The sequence below is a fragment of the Streptomyces sp. NPDC086023 genome (genome assembly GCF_044540325.1).
In the GTDB taxonomy this organism is placed as follows: Bacteria; Actinomycetota; Actinomycetes; order Streptomycetales; family Streptomycetaceae; genus Streptomyces.
This window is the reverse complement of sequence record NZ_JBITRX010000002.1, coordinates 194,166-210,605: the sequence shown is the minus strand read 5'-3', so window position 1 is coordinate 210,605 and position 16,440 is coordinate 194,166. Positions and strand designations below refer to the sequence as shown.

The following is a 16,440-nucleotide window of genomic DNA, read 5'->3' as shown; positions in this document are numbered from 1 at the left end:
GAGACGGGCGGTGGGCCTACGGACGGTGGTGCGCCGCCCCGTGGGGCGTGGCCGGGCCCCGGTACCGGGGGCACGCACCTGGTACCGGAAGGCATGAGGTGTCCCCCAGGCCGTTTTCCTGGGGTTGTCCGCCGAGGTCCTTGCCTTCCGGGCCGGGGTGCCCTGTCAAGGGTGGAACGAAGTGGAATCGCCGCAGGCGACGCGACGAAGGAGCGCCCTTGACAGGGCACCCCGGCCCGGAAACCCTCGGTCGGCGGACGGCCCCAGATACCTCCACCTCCCCGACACCGGCCCAGGAGATACCGCCGTTCGGCGGCCTCTCTCATCCCGGCCCACGTGGTGCCGCCCTTCCCTCCACCTCCCCCGCACCGGCCCAGCATGTGCCGTCCTCCGGTGCCCTCCCGAGACCCGCTCAATGCTCCACGAGGCTGCACGTCACGGTGGCCGAGGTCCTTGAGCCGAGGACGTGAAGGAGACGGGCCGGCATGGGGCTGACCGCAGAGATCGGGGCGATGCGGAGCCGGCGGTCGTCAGCCGAGCTCGACCGGGGCCCGCACCAGCGACCCGTATTCCGTCCACGAGCCGTCGTAGTTCTTCACGTCCGGGTAGCCCAGGAGTTCGTGCAGGGCGAACCACGTGTGGGACGAGCGCTCGCCGATGCGGCAGTACGCGATCACCTCGTGCTCCGGGACGATGCCCTTGGCCGCGTACAGCTCGCGGAGTTCGGCGGCGGACTTGAAGGTGCCGTCGTCGTTGGCCGCCTGGGCCCAGGGGACGTTCACCGCGCCCGGGATGTGGCCCGGCACCTGGGCCTGTTCCTGCGGGAGGTGCGGGGGCGCGAGGCGCTCGCCCCGGTACTCCTCGGGCGAACGCACGTCGACCATCAGGACCGACTTGCCCACGCTGTCCAGCACTTCCGCGCGCAGCGCGCGGAACTGCGGATTCTCCTGGCCGGTGACCGTGAAGCCGGTCGTCGGGTACGCCGGCGCCTCCGTGGTCAGCTCCCGGCTCTCCAGCTCCCACTTCTTCCGGCCGCCGTCGAGGAGCTTGACCCGGTTGTAGCCGCGCAGCCGCAGGACCCAGTAGGCGTGCGCCGCAAACCAGTTGTTATTGCCGCCGTAGAGGACCACCGTCGTGTCGAAGGCGACGCCTGCGCGGGCCAGCAGCTCGCCGAGCGCGTCGCGGTCCAGGTAGTCGCGGCCCACCGCGGCGTGCAGGTCCGTGGTCCAGTTCCAGCCCACCGCACCCCGGATGTGGCCCTGTGCGTACGCGGTGGTGTCCTCGTCCACGTCGATGACGCGCAGGGTGCTGTCGTCGAGGTGGGCGGCCAGCCACTCGGTGTCCACCAGCGTCTCCGGGTGTGCGTAGCCGTTGTGGCCCATCGCCGGTCTCCTTCCGCTTACGTCTCGTGCCGCTCGGGTCAGGTCGGTCAGGTCAGGTCGGTCAGGTCAGGTCAGGTCGGTCAGGTCAGCCCGGTGGGATCAGGTCCCGTACGCCGCCGCGCGTCACGGCCGTGACGGGGATGCCCGCCCGGTCCAGCAGGCTCGCCGCGATGGTCGCCCGGCGGCCGCTGCCGCAGACGGTCCAGATCTCCCGGTCGCGCGGCAGGTCGCCGAGCCGCCGCGGCAGGTCGGCCAGGCGGATGGCGCGGGTGCCGGGGATGCCGCCCTCGGGGCGTTCGGGGCGTACGTCGAGCACACGCCGCTCCGTGAGCCGGCCGGCCAGTTCGGAGGCGTCGGCGGTGCGGAAGGACCGGAGCGGGCGGCCGGCCGCGGCCCAGGCGTCGGTGCCGCCCGCGAGGTGGCCGGCGACGTTCTCGTAGCCGATGCGCAGGAGTTGGCGTACCGCCTCGTACCAGGCCTCCTCCGCGGGTTCGGGCAGGACGAGCACCAGGCGGGCGCCGAAGGGGACGACCTCGGCGACCAGGCCGGCGAAGCGGTCGTCCAGCTCGTCCCAGACGGAGCCGGGCAGGTGGGCGGCGGCGAAGGCGGCCCGGTCGCGGCCGTCGACGACCTGGGCGCCGCCGCCGACCAGCCCCTCGACCACGGCGGGGCCGAGGGGCCTGGGCGCGGGCGGGCCGCCGAGCACCGGCGGGCCCGACCGGTTCACGCGTGCCATGTAGTGGTAGTACGCGGGGTACGGCGGGAGGCCGAGCCGGTCCCGTACGAAGCGCTCCTCGTCCCGGGCGGTGAGCGCCGGGTTGCCGTGGCGCTCGGCGCCGACGGTGGTGGTGCGTTCGGCCGCGGCGGGGCCGGCGGAACAGGAGCTGCCGGCGCCGTGGGTGGGCAGGACGCGGGTGGCGTCGGGCAGCAGGGCGAGGCGGTGCAGGGAGCGGTACTGGGCGCGGGCGAGTTCCTCGGTGTGGGAGGCCCCGGAGAGGTCGGTGCGGCCGGCGGCGCCGACGAGCAGGCTGCCGCCGGTGAAGACGGCGCTGGGTGCCGGGCCTGCGCCGTCGCGGTCTTCGTAGACGAGGTAGGCGGTGTGCTCGGCCGTGTGTCCGGGGGTTTCCATGGCGCGGACGGTGACGTCGCCGACGCGGATCTCGTCGTCCTCGGCCAGGCCGAGGTGTTCGAAGGCGTACGGGGCGCGGGCGGGCCCCGCGATGGTGGCGCCGGTGGCGGCGCGGACCTCCAGGGCGCCGGAGAGGTAGTCGTTGTGGACGTGGGTTTCGAGGGCGTACCGGATCCGCACGCCGCGGGCGGCGCAGGCGTCCAGCATCTCCCAGCTGTCGCGCTGGGGGTCGACCACCGCGGCCTCGTCACCGCTGACGAGGAGGTAGCTGGTGTCGCCGAGGGAGGCGGTGGTCATGATCTCGATCTGGCTCATCGCGGCACCGGGCTTTCATACGACGACCACGTCCACGCCCGCCACCGGGTTGCAGCCGTAGCCGTGGGTGTTCCAGGGGGCGTGCGGCGGCTGGGTGTGGCCGTCCGCGTCGGTGGCGCGGGACTGGAGCCGGTACGGGCCGGGCCGCTCGGGTGTCCAGCGGTGGGTCCAGCCGGTCCAGGCGTAGGGGCCGGCGGGCGGGTCGAGGACGGCTTCGTGCCAGGGGGCGGCGCCGTTGGCGCGGGCCGCGCCGGTGGCGCCGGGCGGTGCGGGCGATTCGGGTGATTCAGGCGGGGCGTCGGCGTCCTCCAGGGGGACGGCCCGTACCTCGACGCGGTGGACGGCGACGCCGCCGCCGGTCCAGGCGCGGCCCGTGACCAGGGCCTGGCGGCCGCGGCGCAGGGCGGTGTCCGGTTCCGGGGCGGTGATGAGGGACTTCACGCGCAGGGTGGTCACGGGCCCTTCGGGGGTGCCGCGGGAGGCGGTGTACACGTACTCCTCGGCCTGGAAGACGCCGGTGAAGGGCTCGGTCACGGCCCGGGCGCCGACCAGCCACTTGACGTCGGCGACGGCGTACCGGCCGGGGACGACCAGGCGTACGGGGGCGCCGTGCTCGGGGGTGAGGGGCTCGCCGTTCATGTGGGTGGCGAGGAGGGTGTCGGGGTGGAGGGCGACGGCGAGCGGGAGGCTGCGCTCGAAGGCGGCGCGGCGGCCGTGGACGGTGCCGGAGTCCGCGCCGGTGAAAACGATCTCGACGGTGCGGGGGTCGATGCCGGCCCGGGTGGCGAGGCCGGCGAAGGGAACACCCGCGAAGCGGGCGCAGCCGACGGCGCGCTGGCCCCAGGGGAGGCCGGGCGGGACGGGACTCATGAGGGTGCGGCCGTTGCCGGCGCACTCCAGGAGCACGTCGAGTTCGCGGTGCGGGAGGGCGAGCAGGTCGGCGTGGCCGATGGCGAGGGGGGAGGTCACGGCGCCGTCGAGGCGCAGCCGCCAGGTGTCCGGGTCGGTGCGGGGGACGCCGAAGTGTTCGCGTACGAAGAGGGCGGCGGCGGGTGTCAGCGGCTCGGCCAGCGCGGCGGCGGGGGTCTCGGCGTTGTACGGGGCGTCCGTGACCGTCTCCGGTGCCCAGAGCGTGGCACCGGACCCGAGGGGAACAGGGCGTGCCGTCATGGCGGCGCCTCCCGTAGGCCCGACTGCGGGTGGGACGCGGATACCTCCCAGCTTACGTCCGGGGGGCTGCGGGGGCCGCCGGGGCGGGCTGCCGCGCGCCCCCCGCGGGCGGCCTGGGGCGCCCGCGGAGTCGGGCAACGGGGCCCCCGGCCGGGGGCCCCGTTGCCAAAGAACAAATTCCCCCAAAACCCTTGACTCGGCACGAATCCGGAGGACACTCGTCATTACACCGGAATACCGGATAGAGCCACACCGCCTGCTGGAGACGTCCAGTGGCCCGCGTGACTTTCTTCCAGGCTCTGGCCAGGCCCCCGGCAGACGCTGCCGACCACGGGAGCCATCGGCGACGGCGGATGGCTCATGGTCCGACAAACCTGCCGGGGACTGTCTTGTCCGCCGCGGCCTCCCCGCCCCCCCCCCCCGCGTGCTGATGTGCCCGAACGACCGTGGAGTCGACGGGTACCACCCAGCTCAGGTCCTCATCGGCGTCCGCCTGGGCCAACAGGGTGGTGAACACTCGCTCCCAGGTCCCGTCGATCGCCCAGTTCCGCAGACGGCTGCAGGCGCCTTTCCGCGAGCCGAACTCCACGGGCAGATCCATCCACGGAGATTCAGTCCGGTACTTCCAGGCGATCGCGTCGATCACCTGCCGGTGATCACGCCGCCTTCCCCCTCGGCGGGGAGTCCGGTCCGGCAACAGGGGCTCGATCCTGGCCCACTGGGCGTCGGTCAACACGCTCAATACAACGAGGGGTCGCGCGTGCCGCAACGCCTCAGAACCCAGCCATGGACTTGTCGAGCACCCCGCCCAGCACACCGTAGACGCTGCAGCGGACCGAGTGCTTCGCATTGCGACGCAGCGCGAACCCCACGATGAACGACAACGCGAAGAGACCGCCGAGGACCGTCGCTACGAGCGGGGTGTGGACGAAGTACACGAAGCACGCGACTCCGGCCCAGACCAGGATCGGCAGGAGTGAGCCGCGCAACACCGTCCCGAACCTGATCCCTTCAGGCCCCGACGGCAGCACGCGTCCTTGCCACACCTCGATGTGGTTCCTGGTCACACAGTGCTCAGGTCGCATGAAGCCATCACACCACCAACAGCTCGGGTCTCGCGCAGTGATCCGCAAGAAGCTGCCTAGCCGGTGAAGGGGTCTTCCAGTACCGGGATACACGGGGACAACAGCGGCTCGCTGTGGTGCGTGACTGCGCCGCGAGCGAGCCTCAGCACGCGCACCTCGTTCTCACACCCCGGGTCCTCGTCATCGCGGACGTGCAGGAGGCCGTAGGAACCGGGGGCGACCTTCGCGACGTACTCGAACAGGCCGACGGCTTCCGGTGAGCGGTGGTTGGAATTGCCTCCGAGATGGATGAACGCCTCGCCGTTCATCCACCTGAGGTCGAGCAGGTGGGGACTGGCCATCCGGGCGATGTACAGCCGAAGGTCATCCACGACCTGCCGCATCCGGGCGTCATCGTCGTCGCCCGCCGCGGCCTCCCTGACCGTGATCCAGCCGTGGTATTCGAACACGCCCAGATCCTAGCGAGGTTGGCCGCGCCGGGCGGATCGGACCGTCAGAGCACCGCGAGGCGGGTCACCAGGAGTTGGAGTCGGCGTTCCGTGTCCTCAGGGGGGAGGCGGCGGGCTCGGGTGAGGGTGGCCAGGCCGTGGAGTGACGCCCAGAACAGTTCGGTGAAGAGCCCCGGGTGGACGCCCTCTCCGGCCACCTCGCCGAGGCTTTCCAGCAGCGCCGCGAAGGCGTCCTTCAGCGGCCCGGGGGTGTCCTCGTGCGCGAAGGCCAGGCCGTTGTCGAGCTGGAACAGGGCGTCGTAGACCGCCGGGTTGCGCGCGGCGAAGTCGAGGTAGGTGCGGGCGAGGGCGGTGACCCGGGCGCGGGAGCCCTCCGCGGCGGCGGCCGCGGCCCTCAGCTCCACGGCCATCTCGGCGGCGCCTTCGAGCGCCACGGCACCGATGATCTCCCGCTTGCCGCGGAAGTGGCTGTAGAGGACCGGCTGGCTGTACTCGATGCGCTCGGCGAGCCGCCGTGTGGTGACCGCGTCCCAGCCCTGCTGCTCGGCGAGTTCGCGGGCCGTCGCCACGATAAGGCGCTCGCGCTCCGCCCGTTCGCGCTGCTTGCGTTCCTGTACCGACATGCGCCGATTCTAGCACTGCTAGACAATCAAGCGGCGACAGTCTAGCGTTGAACCATCAGCTAGCAACGCTAGATACCAGGAGGGGTTCGTCATGCTCAGCGCACTTGAGGTGTTCACCACCGTGGTCGTCGGCCTGATGGTGGGGGTGGAGTTCTCCGTCGCCTTCGTCGTCAACCGGATCCTCAACGCACTCCCGGAAGACAGCGGCCAGCTCGGCCGCGCCCACGGCGGCCGGATGCTCGGCGCCGCCATGCCGGTCTGGTACATCGGCTCGCTCGTCCTCGTCGCGGTCTGGGCCGTCGCCGGCCGGGACCACCGCGGCACCGGGCTCGTCGTGACCGCCGGGGCCCTGTTGATCGTCAGCGTGGTCATGTCGGTCCTGCTGCTCGTCCCGATCAACAACCGCGGCAAGACGTGGACCCCCGAGAACCGGCCCGCGGACTGGAAGGAGCAGATGAACCGCTGGGACCGGTACCACTACGTCCGCGTCGCCGTCATCGTCGCCGCCTTCACCCTGCTGGTCGTCGCGCTCGTCTGACCCTCGGCGGTCTAGCCGGACACCGCCGCGATGCCCCGGGCCAGGCACGGGATGCGGTGGGCCGGGAGGCCGGCGATGTTGAGGCGGCCGCCCGTGGTGCCGTAGATGGCGAACTCGCCGCGCAGCCGCCGCATCTGGTCCGGCGTGAACGGCAGCATCGAGAACATGCCGCGCTGCCGGCCGAGGGCGGCCGCCAGGGACTCGCGGCCCAGGGAGCCCAGCTGGGCTGCCAGGTCGGCGCGGTTGGCGGTGATCCGGCCGCGCATGGCGTCCAGTTCGGCCCGCCAGGCGATGCGCAGGCCCGGGTCCTCCAGGACCGTGGTGACCACGGCCGCACCGTGCTCCGGCGGCATGGAGTACAGCGTGCGGGCGGCGTTCTGCAGGGCCGTCTCGGCGTGCCGGACCGCGGGGGCGGAGGCGCCGAGGACGATGGCGCAGCCGGTGCGGTCGGCGTAGAGGCCGAAGTTCTTGGAGCAGCTGACGGCGATCAGCATCTCCGGCACCCGCGAGGCCAGCATCCGGGTGGCCCGGAGGTCCTCCTCCAGGCCGTCGCCGAGACCGTGGTACGCGAGGTCGACGAAGGGCACCCAGCCCTCCCGCACGGCCAGCTCCGCCAGCCCTTCCCAGGCCTCCGGGGCCGGGTCGACGCCGGTGGGGTTGTGGCAGCAGCCCTGGAGGAGGACGAGGTCGTCGCGGCGCGCCTCCGCGAGGTCGGCGAGCATGGCGGCCGCGTCGAAGCCGCTCCCGGAGTCGTGCCAGCGGTACGTACGGACCTTCAGCCCGGCGGCTTCAAGGATCGGCCGGTGGTTGACGTACGCGGGGTCGCTGATCCACACGGTGCCGCCCGGGCGGCTCCGGCCGGCCAGGTCGGCCAGCAGCCGCAGGGCGCCGGTGCCGGCCACGGTCTGCACCGCGGCGGCCCGCTCCCGGGGGCCCTCGGCGCCGAGCACCATGGTCAGCAGGGCGCGGTTGAAGGCGAGGTTGCCGGAGAGGCCGCGGTACTCCTTGGACTCCGACCGTTCGGCGAGGCGTATCTCGGCCTGGCGGACGGCGGTCATCACCGGCGTGGCGCCGGTGTGGTCGCGGTAGACGCCGAGGACCAGGTTGAGGCGCTCGGGCCGGCTGTCGGCGCCGAACTCGGCGGTCAGGTCCCACAGCGGGTCCACGGGCGGCGGCGGGAGGAGCTCAAGCATCTGCGGAAACCTTGCTTCGCTGGGGCCGGTTGGCGAGGATGACGCCGGCGGTGATCAGGGGGACGCCGGCCAGGACGGCGACGGTCGGGGCCTCGCCCAGCAGCGGGATGGCGAGCAGGACGACGGCCACCGGGCTGAGGCTGCCGACGACCGAGGCGCGCTCGGCGCCCAGCCTGCGGATCGCGTAGGCGTACGTCAGGCCCGCGCACAGGCCGACACCGAGGCCCTGCACCACCAGGAACAGCGCGATGTCGCCGCCGGCGGCGTGGGCGAGGCCGGTGGGCAGGACCCCGGTGAGGACCAGCAGGCCGATCACCACGAAGGAGGGCACGCAGAGCAGGCCGATCGAGCCGACCGGGTCGAGGTCCACGTCGCGCAGGCCCACCGTGTACAGCGCCCACAGGCCGCTGGCCACGAGCAGCGTGCCCGCGCCCTCCAGCACCTCGGTGTCGACGGGGACGACGTACCGCCAGACCAGGGCCGCCACCCCGGCCACGATCAGCGCCAGTCCGGCCGCCTGGGTGCCGCGGGGCAGGCCGCGGCCGCGGGCGGCCATCAGCGCGCTCACGAAGAGCGGGACCATGCCGGGGACGAGCGAGCCGACGAAGGCCGCCGAGGTCAGGGCGCCGCCGTGCATCGCGGCCAGGAAGAACGGCACTCCGGCGCCGCACGCGATCTTCGCCGCGGCCGCCGGCCGCACCGCCGCGATGCGGTGGCGCCGCCGCCACAGGGCGGGGGCGAGCAGCAGCGGCGGGAGGCCGAAGCGCAGCAGCGCGGCGTCGGCGGGGAGCAGGGAGGAGGCGCTGAGGGCGCGGGCGCTGAGCGCGAAGGCGGCCCAGATCGCTACGGTGACCAGCAGCGCGGCCATGCCGCGCGCCTGCGGTGACAGCCGCGTGCGGCGGGCGGCGTCGGAGGCGGGGGCCGGAGCGGCACCGGCGGTGCCGGTGTCCCCATCCGGAGCCGGGAGATGGGCGCCGGCGGCCGGCCCGGCTGCCGGGACGTCGGCGCCAACCGGTCCCCGCAGGGTGTTCGTCGCGACCAAGGAAGGCTGCTCCCGCCTCGTAGAGCGTGATTTCTCCGTACCCGGCAACGCTAGGGCCTGGGGCGGGGCAGGCGATTGCCAGTTCTGCCGCTCGGACGTACGTTTGGGGCAGGATCTGCCAACGATCCGCCGAGGAGCGGCACGGATCGCCCCCAGAACCTGCCTGAACCCCCGCAGACCCCCCGCAGACCTCCCGAAAAGCCCCCGAAGACCCGCCGAGGAGCCACGATGGACGCGGTCGACCTCCAGATCATCCGGGAACTGCAGGCTGACGGCCGGCTCTCCAACCAGGACCTCGCCGACCGGGTGCGCCTCTCCCCCTCCCCCTGCCTGCGCCGGGTGCGGCGCCTGGAGGAGGCGGGTCTGATCCGCGGCTACACGGCCGTGGTCGACCAGGTCTCCTTCGGGCTCCCGATCACCGTCTTCGTCCGCATCCGCCTGGAACGGCACACGGCGGAGGCGGTCCGCACCTTCGAGGAGCACGTCTCGGTCATCGAGCACATCCAGGACTGCTACCTGATGGCCGGGAGCAGCGACTACCTGCTGCGCGTGGTGATCGAGGACCTGGAGGCGTACGAGTCCCTGGTACGGCACCGGATCCACGCCATCCCCGGCATCGCCTCGATCGAGTCGAGCTTCGCCTACGGCAGCGTGAAACGGTCCCTCACCTACCCCAAGCCCGCGCCGGGCCCGTCCGCCCGGCCACGCTGAACCGGCGTTTCAGGACCCGCCCGCCGGGCAGACGCGGCGTGTGATCCTCCACCTGTCGACGGCCCGGCGACGAGGAGGCGGGGCATGAAGGAGCGAACCGAGTCCCCGGCCCCCGTCGGGAGACCCCTGCCGCGCGACCACACGCAGGCGATCCTGGAGATCACCAAGCACGTGGCCGCTTTGTTGAAGGGCACCGGAAAGCCGTTCGCGCTGGCCGGAAGCGTCGCCGCCTTCGCGCACGGCGTCCCCGCGAACTTCCAGCACGACACCGACTTCTGCCTCCGCCGCGCCGACGCCGACGCCGCGGTGGAGGCCCTGGAGTCCGGGGGCATCGAGATGCGCCGGGCCGCCGAGGACTGGCTGCTGAAGGGCCGGGCCGGCGGCGAGGAGATCGACCTCATCTTCGAGCTCGCCCGGCGGCCGGTGAGCACCGAGCTGCTGGAGCGGGCCGAGGTGCGTTCGGTGGACTCCGTGTGGATGCCGGTCCTGTCCCCCACCGATCTGATGGACAGCCGGCTCGCCGCGCTGACGGAGCACTACTGCGACTTCGGCGACCTGCTCCCGATGGCGCGCACCCTGCGCGAGCGCATCGACTGGCCGCTGCTCGACCGGGCGCACCGGGACTCGCCGCTCGCCGACGCCTTCCTCTACCTGCTGGAACGCCTGGACGTCATCGGACCGAGGAGCACGACGACATGAACGGGTTCGACCCGACGGGCCTCCTGGGCTACCGCATGGAGCACCTGCGGGAGCGGCTGGCCCACGACGAGATCGCCGAGCTCGGCGTGCGCGTCGAGCAGCACGGCGGCGGGGTGCTGCTGTGGGGCGTCGTCACCACGGAGGCCTGCCGGGAGGTCGTCCTCGGCCTCGCGGCCGAGGAGCTGGCGGGCCTGCCCTGGCGGCACGACCTGCGGACCGCCTGCGCCGACGGGCCCGCCCACCGGCCCGAGGAGCTCCAGTGATCCGGGTGGCGGCGGTCGGCGACATCCACCTCGCACCGGGTGCCGAGGGGCTGCTCCGCCCCGCCTTCGAGACCCTGGGCACGCAGGCCGACGTACTGCTCCTGGCCGGTGACCTGACCCGGCACGGCACCGAGGAGGAGGCCCGGGTGGTGGCCGGCGAGGTGGCCGGGCTGCCGGTCCCGGTCGTCGCCGTGCTGGGCAACCACGACTACCAGAGCGACGCCCAGGACGAGGTGTCCCGGGTGCTGACGGACGCCGGGGTACGCGTGCTGGAGGGCGACTGGGTACGGCTGCAGGCCGACGGCACGACGGTCGGCATCGCCGGCACCAAGGGCTTCGGCGGCGGCTTCGCGGGCCGCTGCGGGAGCGACTTCGGGGAACCCGAGATGAAGTCCTTCATGCGGTACACGCGCAACTGCGCCCAGTCCCTGCACCGCTCGCTGCGCGAACTGGAGGAGGAGGGCTGCGCCGTACGGATCGCCCTGACCCACTACGCGCCGGTGCCGGACACGCTGGCCGGCGAGCCCCCGGAGATCTTCCCGTTCCTCGGCAGCTACCTGCTCGCCGAGGCCATGGACGAGGCGGGCGCGGACCTCGCGGTGCACGGCCACGCGCACCTGGGTACCGAGCACGGGATGACGGAGGGCGGGGTGCGGGTGCGCAACGTGGCGATGCCGGTGATCGGCGGCGCCTTCGCCGTCTACCACCTGCACACGCCCTGACCGGCGGGAACCCCGAACCCCGGCGGCAGCAAAAACTCCCCGACGGCAGCAAAAACCCCGACGGCAGGAAGGCGGGGACCCGCGCACCCCACGGCACACGGGTCCCCGCCCCCCTTGTCCTCTGGGTCAGTGGCCGGCCTTCCGGATCCGCTCCATGGCCTCCGCGGCCGACTCGTGCGTCTTGCCGGGCATCTCCTGGGCCTTGCCGGCCACCTTCTCGGAGGCGCCCTCCGCCTGCATCTTCTTGTCGTCCATGACGTTGCCGGCGGTTTCCTTCAGCTGTCCCTTGGCCTGCTTGGCCTTCGCCTTCGCCTTGCCCATGGCCGGTCCTTCCGGTGCGGGTGTTCCGTCCCCGCGCGCCTGCCCCGCGAGGGCCGGGCTATTCCTGCGCCGCTCAGACGGTGGTGCTGCGCAGGTGGCGCCAGACGGCCTTCGCGGCGTTGTGGCCGGACATGCCGTGGACGCCGGGGCCCGGCGGGGTGGCGGAGGAGCAGAGGAAGACCGCCGGGTGCGGGGTGGCGTACGGGCGGAGGGAGAGCTTCGGGCGGAGCAGGAGCTGGAGGCCCGAGGCGGCGCCGCAGGCGATGTCGCCGCCCACGTAGTTGGGGTTGCGGGCGGCCAGGACGGCCGGGCCGGCGGTGGCGCGGGCCAGGACCAGGTCGCGGAATCCGGGTGCGAAGCGTTCGAGCTGCTTCTCGACGGCGTCGGTCAGGTCGCCGTCCCAGCCGTGCGGGACGTGCCCGTACGCCCAGAAGACGTGCTTGCCCTCCGGGGCCCTGGAGGGGTCGACGAGGCTGGACTGTGCGGTGATCAGGAACGGGGTGGCCGGAGCGGTCCCGGTGGTCGCCTGGCGCAGGGCCGTGTCGATCTCGCCGCTGGTCGGGCCGATCTGCACGGTGCCGGCGCGGCGGGGCTGCTCGGCGGTCCAGGGCACCGGGCCGTCCAGCGCGTAGTCGATCTTGAAGGCTGCGGCGCCGTAGCGGTAGTGCTCGTACACCCGCCCCAGCCGGGCGATCCGGGCCAGTGCCGTCGGCGAGGTGTCGAACACGTACGCGCGGGCGGGCGGCAGGTCGTCGAGGCGCTTGACGTCGTACCCGGTGTGCACGACCCCGCCCAGGTCCTTCAGGTAGGCGGTCAGTGCGTCCGGGATCGCCTGCGACCCGCCGCGGGGCATCGGCCAGCCGCGCTCGTGCGCGGCCAGGGCGAAGACCAGGCCGACGGCGGAGGTGGCCAACCCGCCGAGCGGCGCGATGACATGGGCCACGAGACCCGCGAACAGCGCCCGCGCCCGCTCGTCCCGGAACCGCCGCAGCAGCCAGGTCGAGGGCGGCAGACCCCGCAGCCCGAACCGCCCCAGCAGCACCGGGTCGCGCGGCAGCGCGGTGGAGGGCAGGGACATGAAGTCCCGTACCAGCGTGTCCCAGTGGCCCAGGAACGGGGTGACCAGCCGCCGGTACGCCCCGGCGTCCCGCGCCCCGAAGGAGGCCGCGGTCTCGGCGACCGAACGGGACAGCACGGCGGCGGTGCCGTCGTCGAAGGGGTGCGCCATGGGCAACTCGGGGTGCAGCCACTCCAGCCCGTACCGCTCCAGCGGCATCGTCCCGAACACCGGCGAACCGATGCCGAGCGGATGCACCGCGGAGCACGGGTCGTGACGGAAGCCGGGCAGCGTGAGCTCCTCGGTGCGGGCCCCGCCGCCCACGGTCGTCCCGGCCTCGAACACGGCCACGGAGAAGCCCCGCCTGGCCAGTTCGACGGCGGCCGTCAGCCCGTTGGGCCCCGCTCCCACGACCACGGCATCGAGAATCGACGGCACCTCGGACTCCTCACGTCACGCGGCAATGCCCTCCAGGATATTCCGGCGCACCAGGGCGCCCGACGTCACTCCCCGCCGCGCAGCAGGTCGCGGATGCGGACCGCGGTGGCCTCGTCACGGGCGACGGCGAACGGCAGCTCGTTGTCCCGGTCCACCCGGAAGGGCTCACCGCCGACGGTGTACTGCGCCCCGCCGGCCTCCCCGACCAGCAGCAGCCCGGCCGCGTGGTCCCACGCCGAGGGCCAGCTGAAGGCGAGCGCATCCACCTCGCCGCGGGCCACCCGCAGGTACTCCAGCCCGGCCGAGCCGCACGGCCGGGGGCTCACCCCCTCGACGTTCAGCCGCCCCAGCACCGCCTTGGTCTCGGGGCTGGTGTAGTCCGGGTGCGCGGTGGCCACCCGCAAGGACGCCCCCGGCTCCGGCGAACCACACTCCAACCGCACCCCGTCGAGATACGCCCCCTTGCCCCGCACGGCCGTCGCAAGCTCCCCCAACGCCGGCGCGTACGTCCAGGAGGCGAGGATCTCTCCGTGCCGGGCCAGCGCAACCAGGGTGCAGAAATGCGGGTCGCCGTGCACGAACTGACGCGTGCCGTCGACCGGGTCGACGATCCACACCGGAGCCTCGCCGCGCAGCGCCTCGTACACACCCGGATCCAGATGCACCGCCTCCTCCCCCACCACGACCGAGCCGGGGAGCAGCTTGGTCAGCGACGCGGTGAGGTGCTCCTCGGCCAGCCGGTCGGCAATGGTGACGAGGTCGTGGGGACCGGTCTTGGACTCCACCTCGTGGTCGGCGAGCTGTCGGAACCGGGGGGTGATCTCGGCCGCGGCGGCCTCGCGCACCGCGTCCTCGACGGCGTCCAGGCCGTGGTTCAGGAAGTCTTCGATCATGCCCCCAGCAAAGCACGCCCCGCCGACATTCCCCACCACACCGTGTGGACGCCCGATGAAGAGGAGCCGCGCACAGAGCGCGCGCAGGTTTGGCTGAAGGCCCCCGGTCAGGTCCCGGGCTTGAGGACGATGGTCAGGGTGTTGGTGTCGATTTCACACGGCCACAGCGCGCCGGGCTGAACCGCCCAGCACTGGAGGTTGTCGGAGTCGTCACCCGAGTCTCTCGGAATGGTGACGTCGATCAGGTCGGTGGTCCCGGAAGCGAAGTGCAGGGTGGCGTCGCCGAAGTCGGCCACGGCGGTCACCGCCCCCGTGTTGGCGACGGAGACGGGCGGCACCGTCGTGTTGCCCCCGCTGTAGTCGCAGTTGTCGCAGCCGGAGTAGGTGAGTGCCTGGCCTGTGTGGTTGGTGATGGTGAACATCTGTGTGAACGTGGGCGAGGTGAGGCCGACGAGGTGGCCTTGACCCGCGACGTGGTTGCTGCCTTCGAGGTTGTCGCGTCCGGCAGTGTTGTTGTCGTTGCCGATGACGGTGACGTTGTTGTCGCCGTTGTTGAAGACGACGGATCCGATGACGGGGCTGTACTGAATCGGGTCGTCGAGCCCTGCGGCGGAGACCGGGCTCACCGCGAGGCCGGCTGCACACGCCACGGCAGCCGTCAGCGTGGCAAGTCGGAAAACGTACTTCACTGGGACTCCCTGCGTCGACACTGGTGATTTCTCATCTCTTACAGCAAGAAGCGGTGAAGTCCGGAACAGGCATGACAGTGGAACTGCGAGTTCAGCAGTTGTCATATGTTGGGCCCACGGTCGCGCTGTCACGGCCGACAGCCCGCTCCCGCTGTGTCGCCCGCCCCCTGGACGCATCCGGCCCCCTGTTCGGGTGGAATCCGGCGAAAGGGGATGGACCGAGTGCGCGCCACGGGATGCATGAGCCCGTTCGTGCGTGAATACACCTCGGAAGGAGCCTCTGTGCGCTTTTCCCCCCATGCCGCGGCCCTCAAGATCCTGCAGCATCGCCGGTGCCTGGTGCTGTCCGTTGCCCTGTGCGGGGTGATCGCGGCAAGCGCGCCGGCAATGGCCTTGGACCCCGGCTCCTACGCGCTGACCCCCAACGGCAGCGCCAACACGATCTCCGCGATCAACATCGGCACCGGCGCTGCGCATGGGCAGGTGTCGACCATTGCGGTCCCGAATCCGCTCACCAGTCTGTCGGCTTCGGCCGAGGGCTTCACATGCGGAGGGAACGAGCAGGACAACACCCTCTCGTTCGTGGACGTCGAGTTCGAGACCACGGGCGCTGTGGACCTCGGCACGCCGACCTATGACGTCGCCGCCTCCGGCTCCTACTGCTACACGGCGAACCCGGGGAGCAGCTCGGTCTCACAGGTCGACGCACGGACCCGCGCGGTGCGCACGTTTCCGCTCGGCTTCGGCGCGACCCCCACGGCAGTGGCCGTCTCCCCTTCCGGCGACACCGTGTACGCGACGGACCCGAACCAGGACTTGATGTATATCATCAACACCAGCACCGGCCAGTTCGTGTCCGGCGGCATCAACAACCCGACCTCCGTGGCCGCCTCCCCCGACGGCAAAAGGGTGTACGCGGGCCTGGGAACGGGGCAGGCGATCGCGGTGTTCGAAGTCGAGGGAGGCACGGTCGCCCCTCCGACGCTGATCGCGGTGAACGAATCGATCTCGTCCGTCGCAGTCTCCCCGGACAGCACCAAGGTCTACGCCGGAAGCTCCTTCACCAACGTCTACGTGGTCGACGTGTCGGGCCCGGCCGTGACGTTCAGCAGGGTCGACACCCAGCTGAACCCGAACGCGATCGCGGCGGCTGGGGGCGACCGGGCCTATACGGCGAACGGCGGCATCGGCACCGGGTCCGTGGGCGAGATCGATACGTCCACCACCCCGCCGACCGTGCTGGGTACGTTCAACGTCAACACCGCGGCGCTGGACGTGACGACGTACGACGTGCCACGGAGCGGCCCGGCCGGCGGTTCGTCTCTGGTCCTCACGAAGTCCGCCGCCGACCCACTCGTACGCGGCGGTGTGGGCCGGTACGAACTGACAGTGCGAAACCAGGGCTCCCGGCCCACCTCGGGAGTGGTCGGTGTGAGGGACCTGCTCCCCGCCGGCCTGGTACCCACCGGCATCTCCGGACGGGGGTGGGACTGCTCGGTCGAGCGACTCGCCTGCACCCGGCGGGACAGCCTGGCCGCCGGCGCGGAATATCCCCCCATTGTCCTGAAGGTGCGGGTGGAGAAGGCGGCCCCCGACCGGGTGACCAACACCGCGACCGTCACCGACGGCGGCGCCGGCCGAACCGTCGGGACGGCAACGACGACCACCGTGATCAAGTCCAAGCACAGGAGGCCGCATTGATGCGGTGAGGCGTCCGACGG

At 72.3% G+C, this 16,440-nt stretch carries 19 protein-coding genes; 6 read left to right on the top strand and 13 right to left on the bottom strand.

The window, feature by feature from the left end:
• Positions 1-530: 530 nt before the first annotated feature.
• The 7 genes from ACIF6F_RS04275 to ACIF6F_RS04245 all read right to left on the bottom strand — a co-directional run bounded on the left by ACIF6F_RS04275 (position 531) and on the right by ACIF6F_RS04245 (position 6,153).
• On the bottom strand, positions 531-1,382 hold the full coding sequence (locus ACIF6F_RS04275) for a sulfurtransferase (RefSeq protein ID WP_399941023.1): 852 nt from the start codon (positions 1,380-1,382) through the stop codon (positions 531-533).
• An 85-nt stretch (positions 1,383-1,467) separates the two neighbouring features.
• On the bottom strand, positions 1,468-2,826 hold the full coding sequence (locus ACIF6F_RS04270) for a rhodanese-like domain-containing protein (protein WP_399941020.1): 1,359 nt from the start codon (positions 2,824-2,826) through the stop codon (positions 1,468-1,470).
• A 15-nt stretch (positions 2,827-2,841) separates the two neighbouring features.
• Complete coding sequence (locus ACIF6F_RS04265) at positions 2,842-3,996, bottom strand: molybdopterin-dependent oxidoreductase (RefSeq protein WP_399941017.1); 1,155 nt, start codon at positions 3,994-3,996, stop codon at positions 2,842-2,844.
• A 358-nt stretch (positions 3,997-4,354) separates the two neighbouring features.
• Positions 4,355-4,846, bottom strand: coding sequence for a transposase (locus ACIF6F_RS04260; protein ID WP_399941015.1), 492 nt, complete (start codon positions 4,844-4,846; stop codon positions 4,355-4,357).
• Entirely contained in the window at positions 4,770-5,081 is a 312-nt protein-coding gene (locus ACIF6F_RS04255; protein ID WP_399941012.1) for a hypothetical protein, read from the bottom strand. The genes ACIF6F_RS04260 and ACIF6F_RS04255 overlap by 77 nt, the downstream gene beginning before the upstream one ends.
• 56 nt (positions 5,082-5,137) lie before the next feature.
• Complete coding sequence (locus ACIF6F_RS04250) at positions 5,138-5,530, bottom strand: Imm7 family immunity protein (RefSeq protein ID WP_399941010.1); 393 nt, start codon at positions 5,528-5,530, stop codon at positions 5,138-5,140.
• 44 nt (positions 5,531-5,574) lie between these two features.
• Positions 5,575-6,153 carry a TetR/AcrR family transcriptional regulator gene (locus tag ACIF6F_RS04245; RefSeq protein ID WP_399941008.1) on the bottom strand — a complete coding sequence of 193 codons (579 nt, stop codon included), beginning with the start codon at positions 6,151-6,153 and terminating at the stop codon, positions 5,575-5,577.
• Between the two features lie 91 nt (positions 6,154-6,244).
• Between ACIF6F_RS04245 and ACIF6F_RS04240 the strand changes: the two genes are divergently transcribed.
• Positions 6,245-6,691, top strand: coding sequence for an anthrone oxygenase family protein (locus tag ACIF6F_RS04240; protein WP_399941006.1), 447 nt, complete (start codon positions 6,245-6,247; stop codon positions 6,689-6,691).
• Positions 6,692-6,702: 11 nt separating this feature from the next.
• On the opposite strand, the gene ACIF6F_RS04235 is transcribed toward ACIF6F_RS04240, so the two are convergent.
• Entirely contained in the window at positions 6,703-7,884 is a 1,182-nt protein-coding gene (locus ACIF6F_RS04235) for an aromatic amino acid transaminase (protein WP_399941004.1), read from the bottom strand.
• The gene (locus ACIF6F_RS04230) at positions 7,877-8,926 is read right to left on the bottom strand and encodes a DMT family transporter (protein ID WP_399941001.1); all 1,050 of its coding nucleotides are present in this window, start codon (positions 8,924-8,926) and stop codon (positions 7,877-7,879) included. Before ACIF6F_RS04230 ends, ACIF6F_RS04235 begins: the two co-directional genes overlap by 8 nt.
• Positions 8,927-9,154: 228 nt before the next feature.
• Between ACIF6F_RS04230 and ACIF6F_RS04225 the strand changes: the two genes are divergently transcribed.
• The 4 genes from ACIF6F_RS04225 to ACIF6F_RS04210 all read left to right on the top strand — a co-directional run bounded on the left by ACIF6F_RS04225 (position 9,155) and on the right by ACIF6F_RS04210 (position 11,321).
• Entirely contained in the window at positions 9,155-9,637 is a 483-nt protein-coding gene (locus ACIF6F_RS04225) for an Lrp/AsnC family transcriptional regulator (RefSeq protein WP_399940998.1), read from the top strand.
• Positions 9,638-9,721: 84 nt separating this feature from the next.
• Positions 9,722-10,336 carry a hypothetical protein gene (locus ACIF6F_RS04220; protein WP_399940996.1) on the top strand — a complete coding sequence of 205 codons (615 nt, stop codon included), beginning with the start codon at positions 9,722-9,724 and terminating at the stop codon, positions 10,334-10,336.
• The gene (locus ACIF6F_RS04215; protein ID WP_399940995.1) at positions 10,333-10,599 is read left to right on the top strand and encodes a BON domain-containing protein; all 267 of its coding nucleotides are present in this window, start codon (positions 10,333-10,335) and stop codon (positions 10,597-10,599) included. Before ACIF6F_RS04220 ends, ACIF6F_RS04215 begins: the two co-directional genes overlap by 4 nt.
• Complete coding sequence (locus tag ACIF6F_RS04210) at positions 10,596-11,321, top strand: metallophosphoesterase (protein ID WP_399940992.1); 726 nt, start codon at positions 10,596-10,598, stop codon at positions 11,319-11,321. The genes ACIF6F_RS04215 and ACIF6F_RS04210 overlap by 4 nt, the downstream gene beginning before the upstream one ends.
• A 126-nt stretch (positions 11,322-11,447) precedes the next feature.
• On the opposite strand, the gene ACIF6F_RS04205 is transcribed toward ACIF6F_RS04210, so the two are convergent.
• The 4 genes from ACIF6F_RS04205 to ACIF6F_RS04190 form a co-directional block, all read right to left on the bottom strand.
• Complete coding sequence (locus ACIF6F_RS04205; protein ID WP_399940989.1) at positions 11,448-11,642, bottom strand: CsbD family protein; 195 nt, start codon at positions 11,640-11,642, stop codon at positions 11,448-11,450.
• A 73-nt stretch (positions 11,643-11,715) separates the two neighbouring features.
• Complete coding sequence (locus ACIF6F_RS04200) at positions 11,716-13,137, bottom strand: phytoene desaturase family protein (protein WP_399940987.1); 1,422 nt, start codon at positions 13,135-13,137, stop codon at positions 11,716-11,718.
• A gap of 65 nt (positions 13,138-13,202) precedes the next feature.
• Positions 13,203-14,030 carry an inositol monophosphatase family protein gene (locus ACIF6F_RS04195; RefSeq protein WP_399940985.1) on the bottom strand — a complete coding sequence of 276 codons (828 nt, stop codon included), beginning with the start codon at positions 14,028-14,030 and terminating at the stop codon, positions 13,203-13,205.
• A 107-nt stretch (positions 14,031-14,137) separates the two neighbouring features.
• Positions 14,138-14,719 (bottom strand): hypothetical protein, encoded by a 582-nt coding sequence (locus ACIF6F_RS04190; RefSeq protein ID WP_399940983.1) that lies wholly within the window; start codon positions 14,717-14,719, stop codon positions 14,138-14,140.
• 240 nt (positions 14,720-14,959) lie between these two features.
• Here ACIF6F_RS04190 and ACIF6F_RS04185 point away from each other — a divergent pair, with 240 nt between their 5' ends.
• Positions 14,960-16,420, top strand: a complete 1,461-nt coding sequence (locus tag ACIF6F_RS04185; protein WP_399940980.1) for a hypothetical protein — start codon at positions 14,960-14,962, stop codon at positions 16,418-16,420.
• The last annotated feature ends 20 nt before the right edge of the window (positions 16,421-16,440 follow it).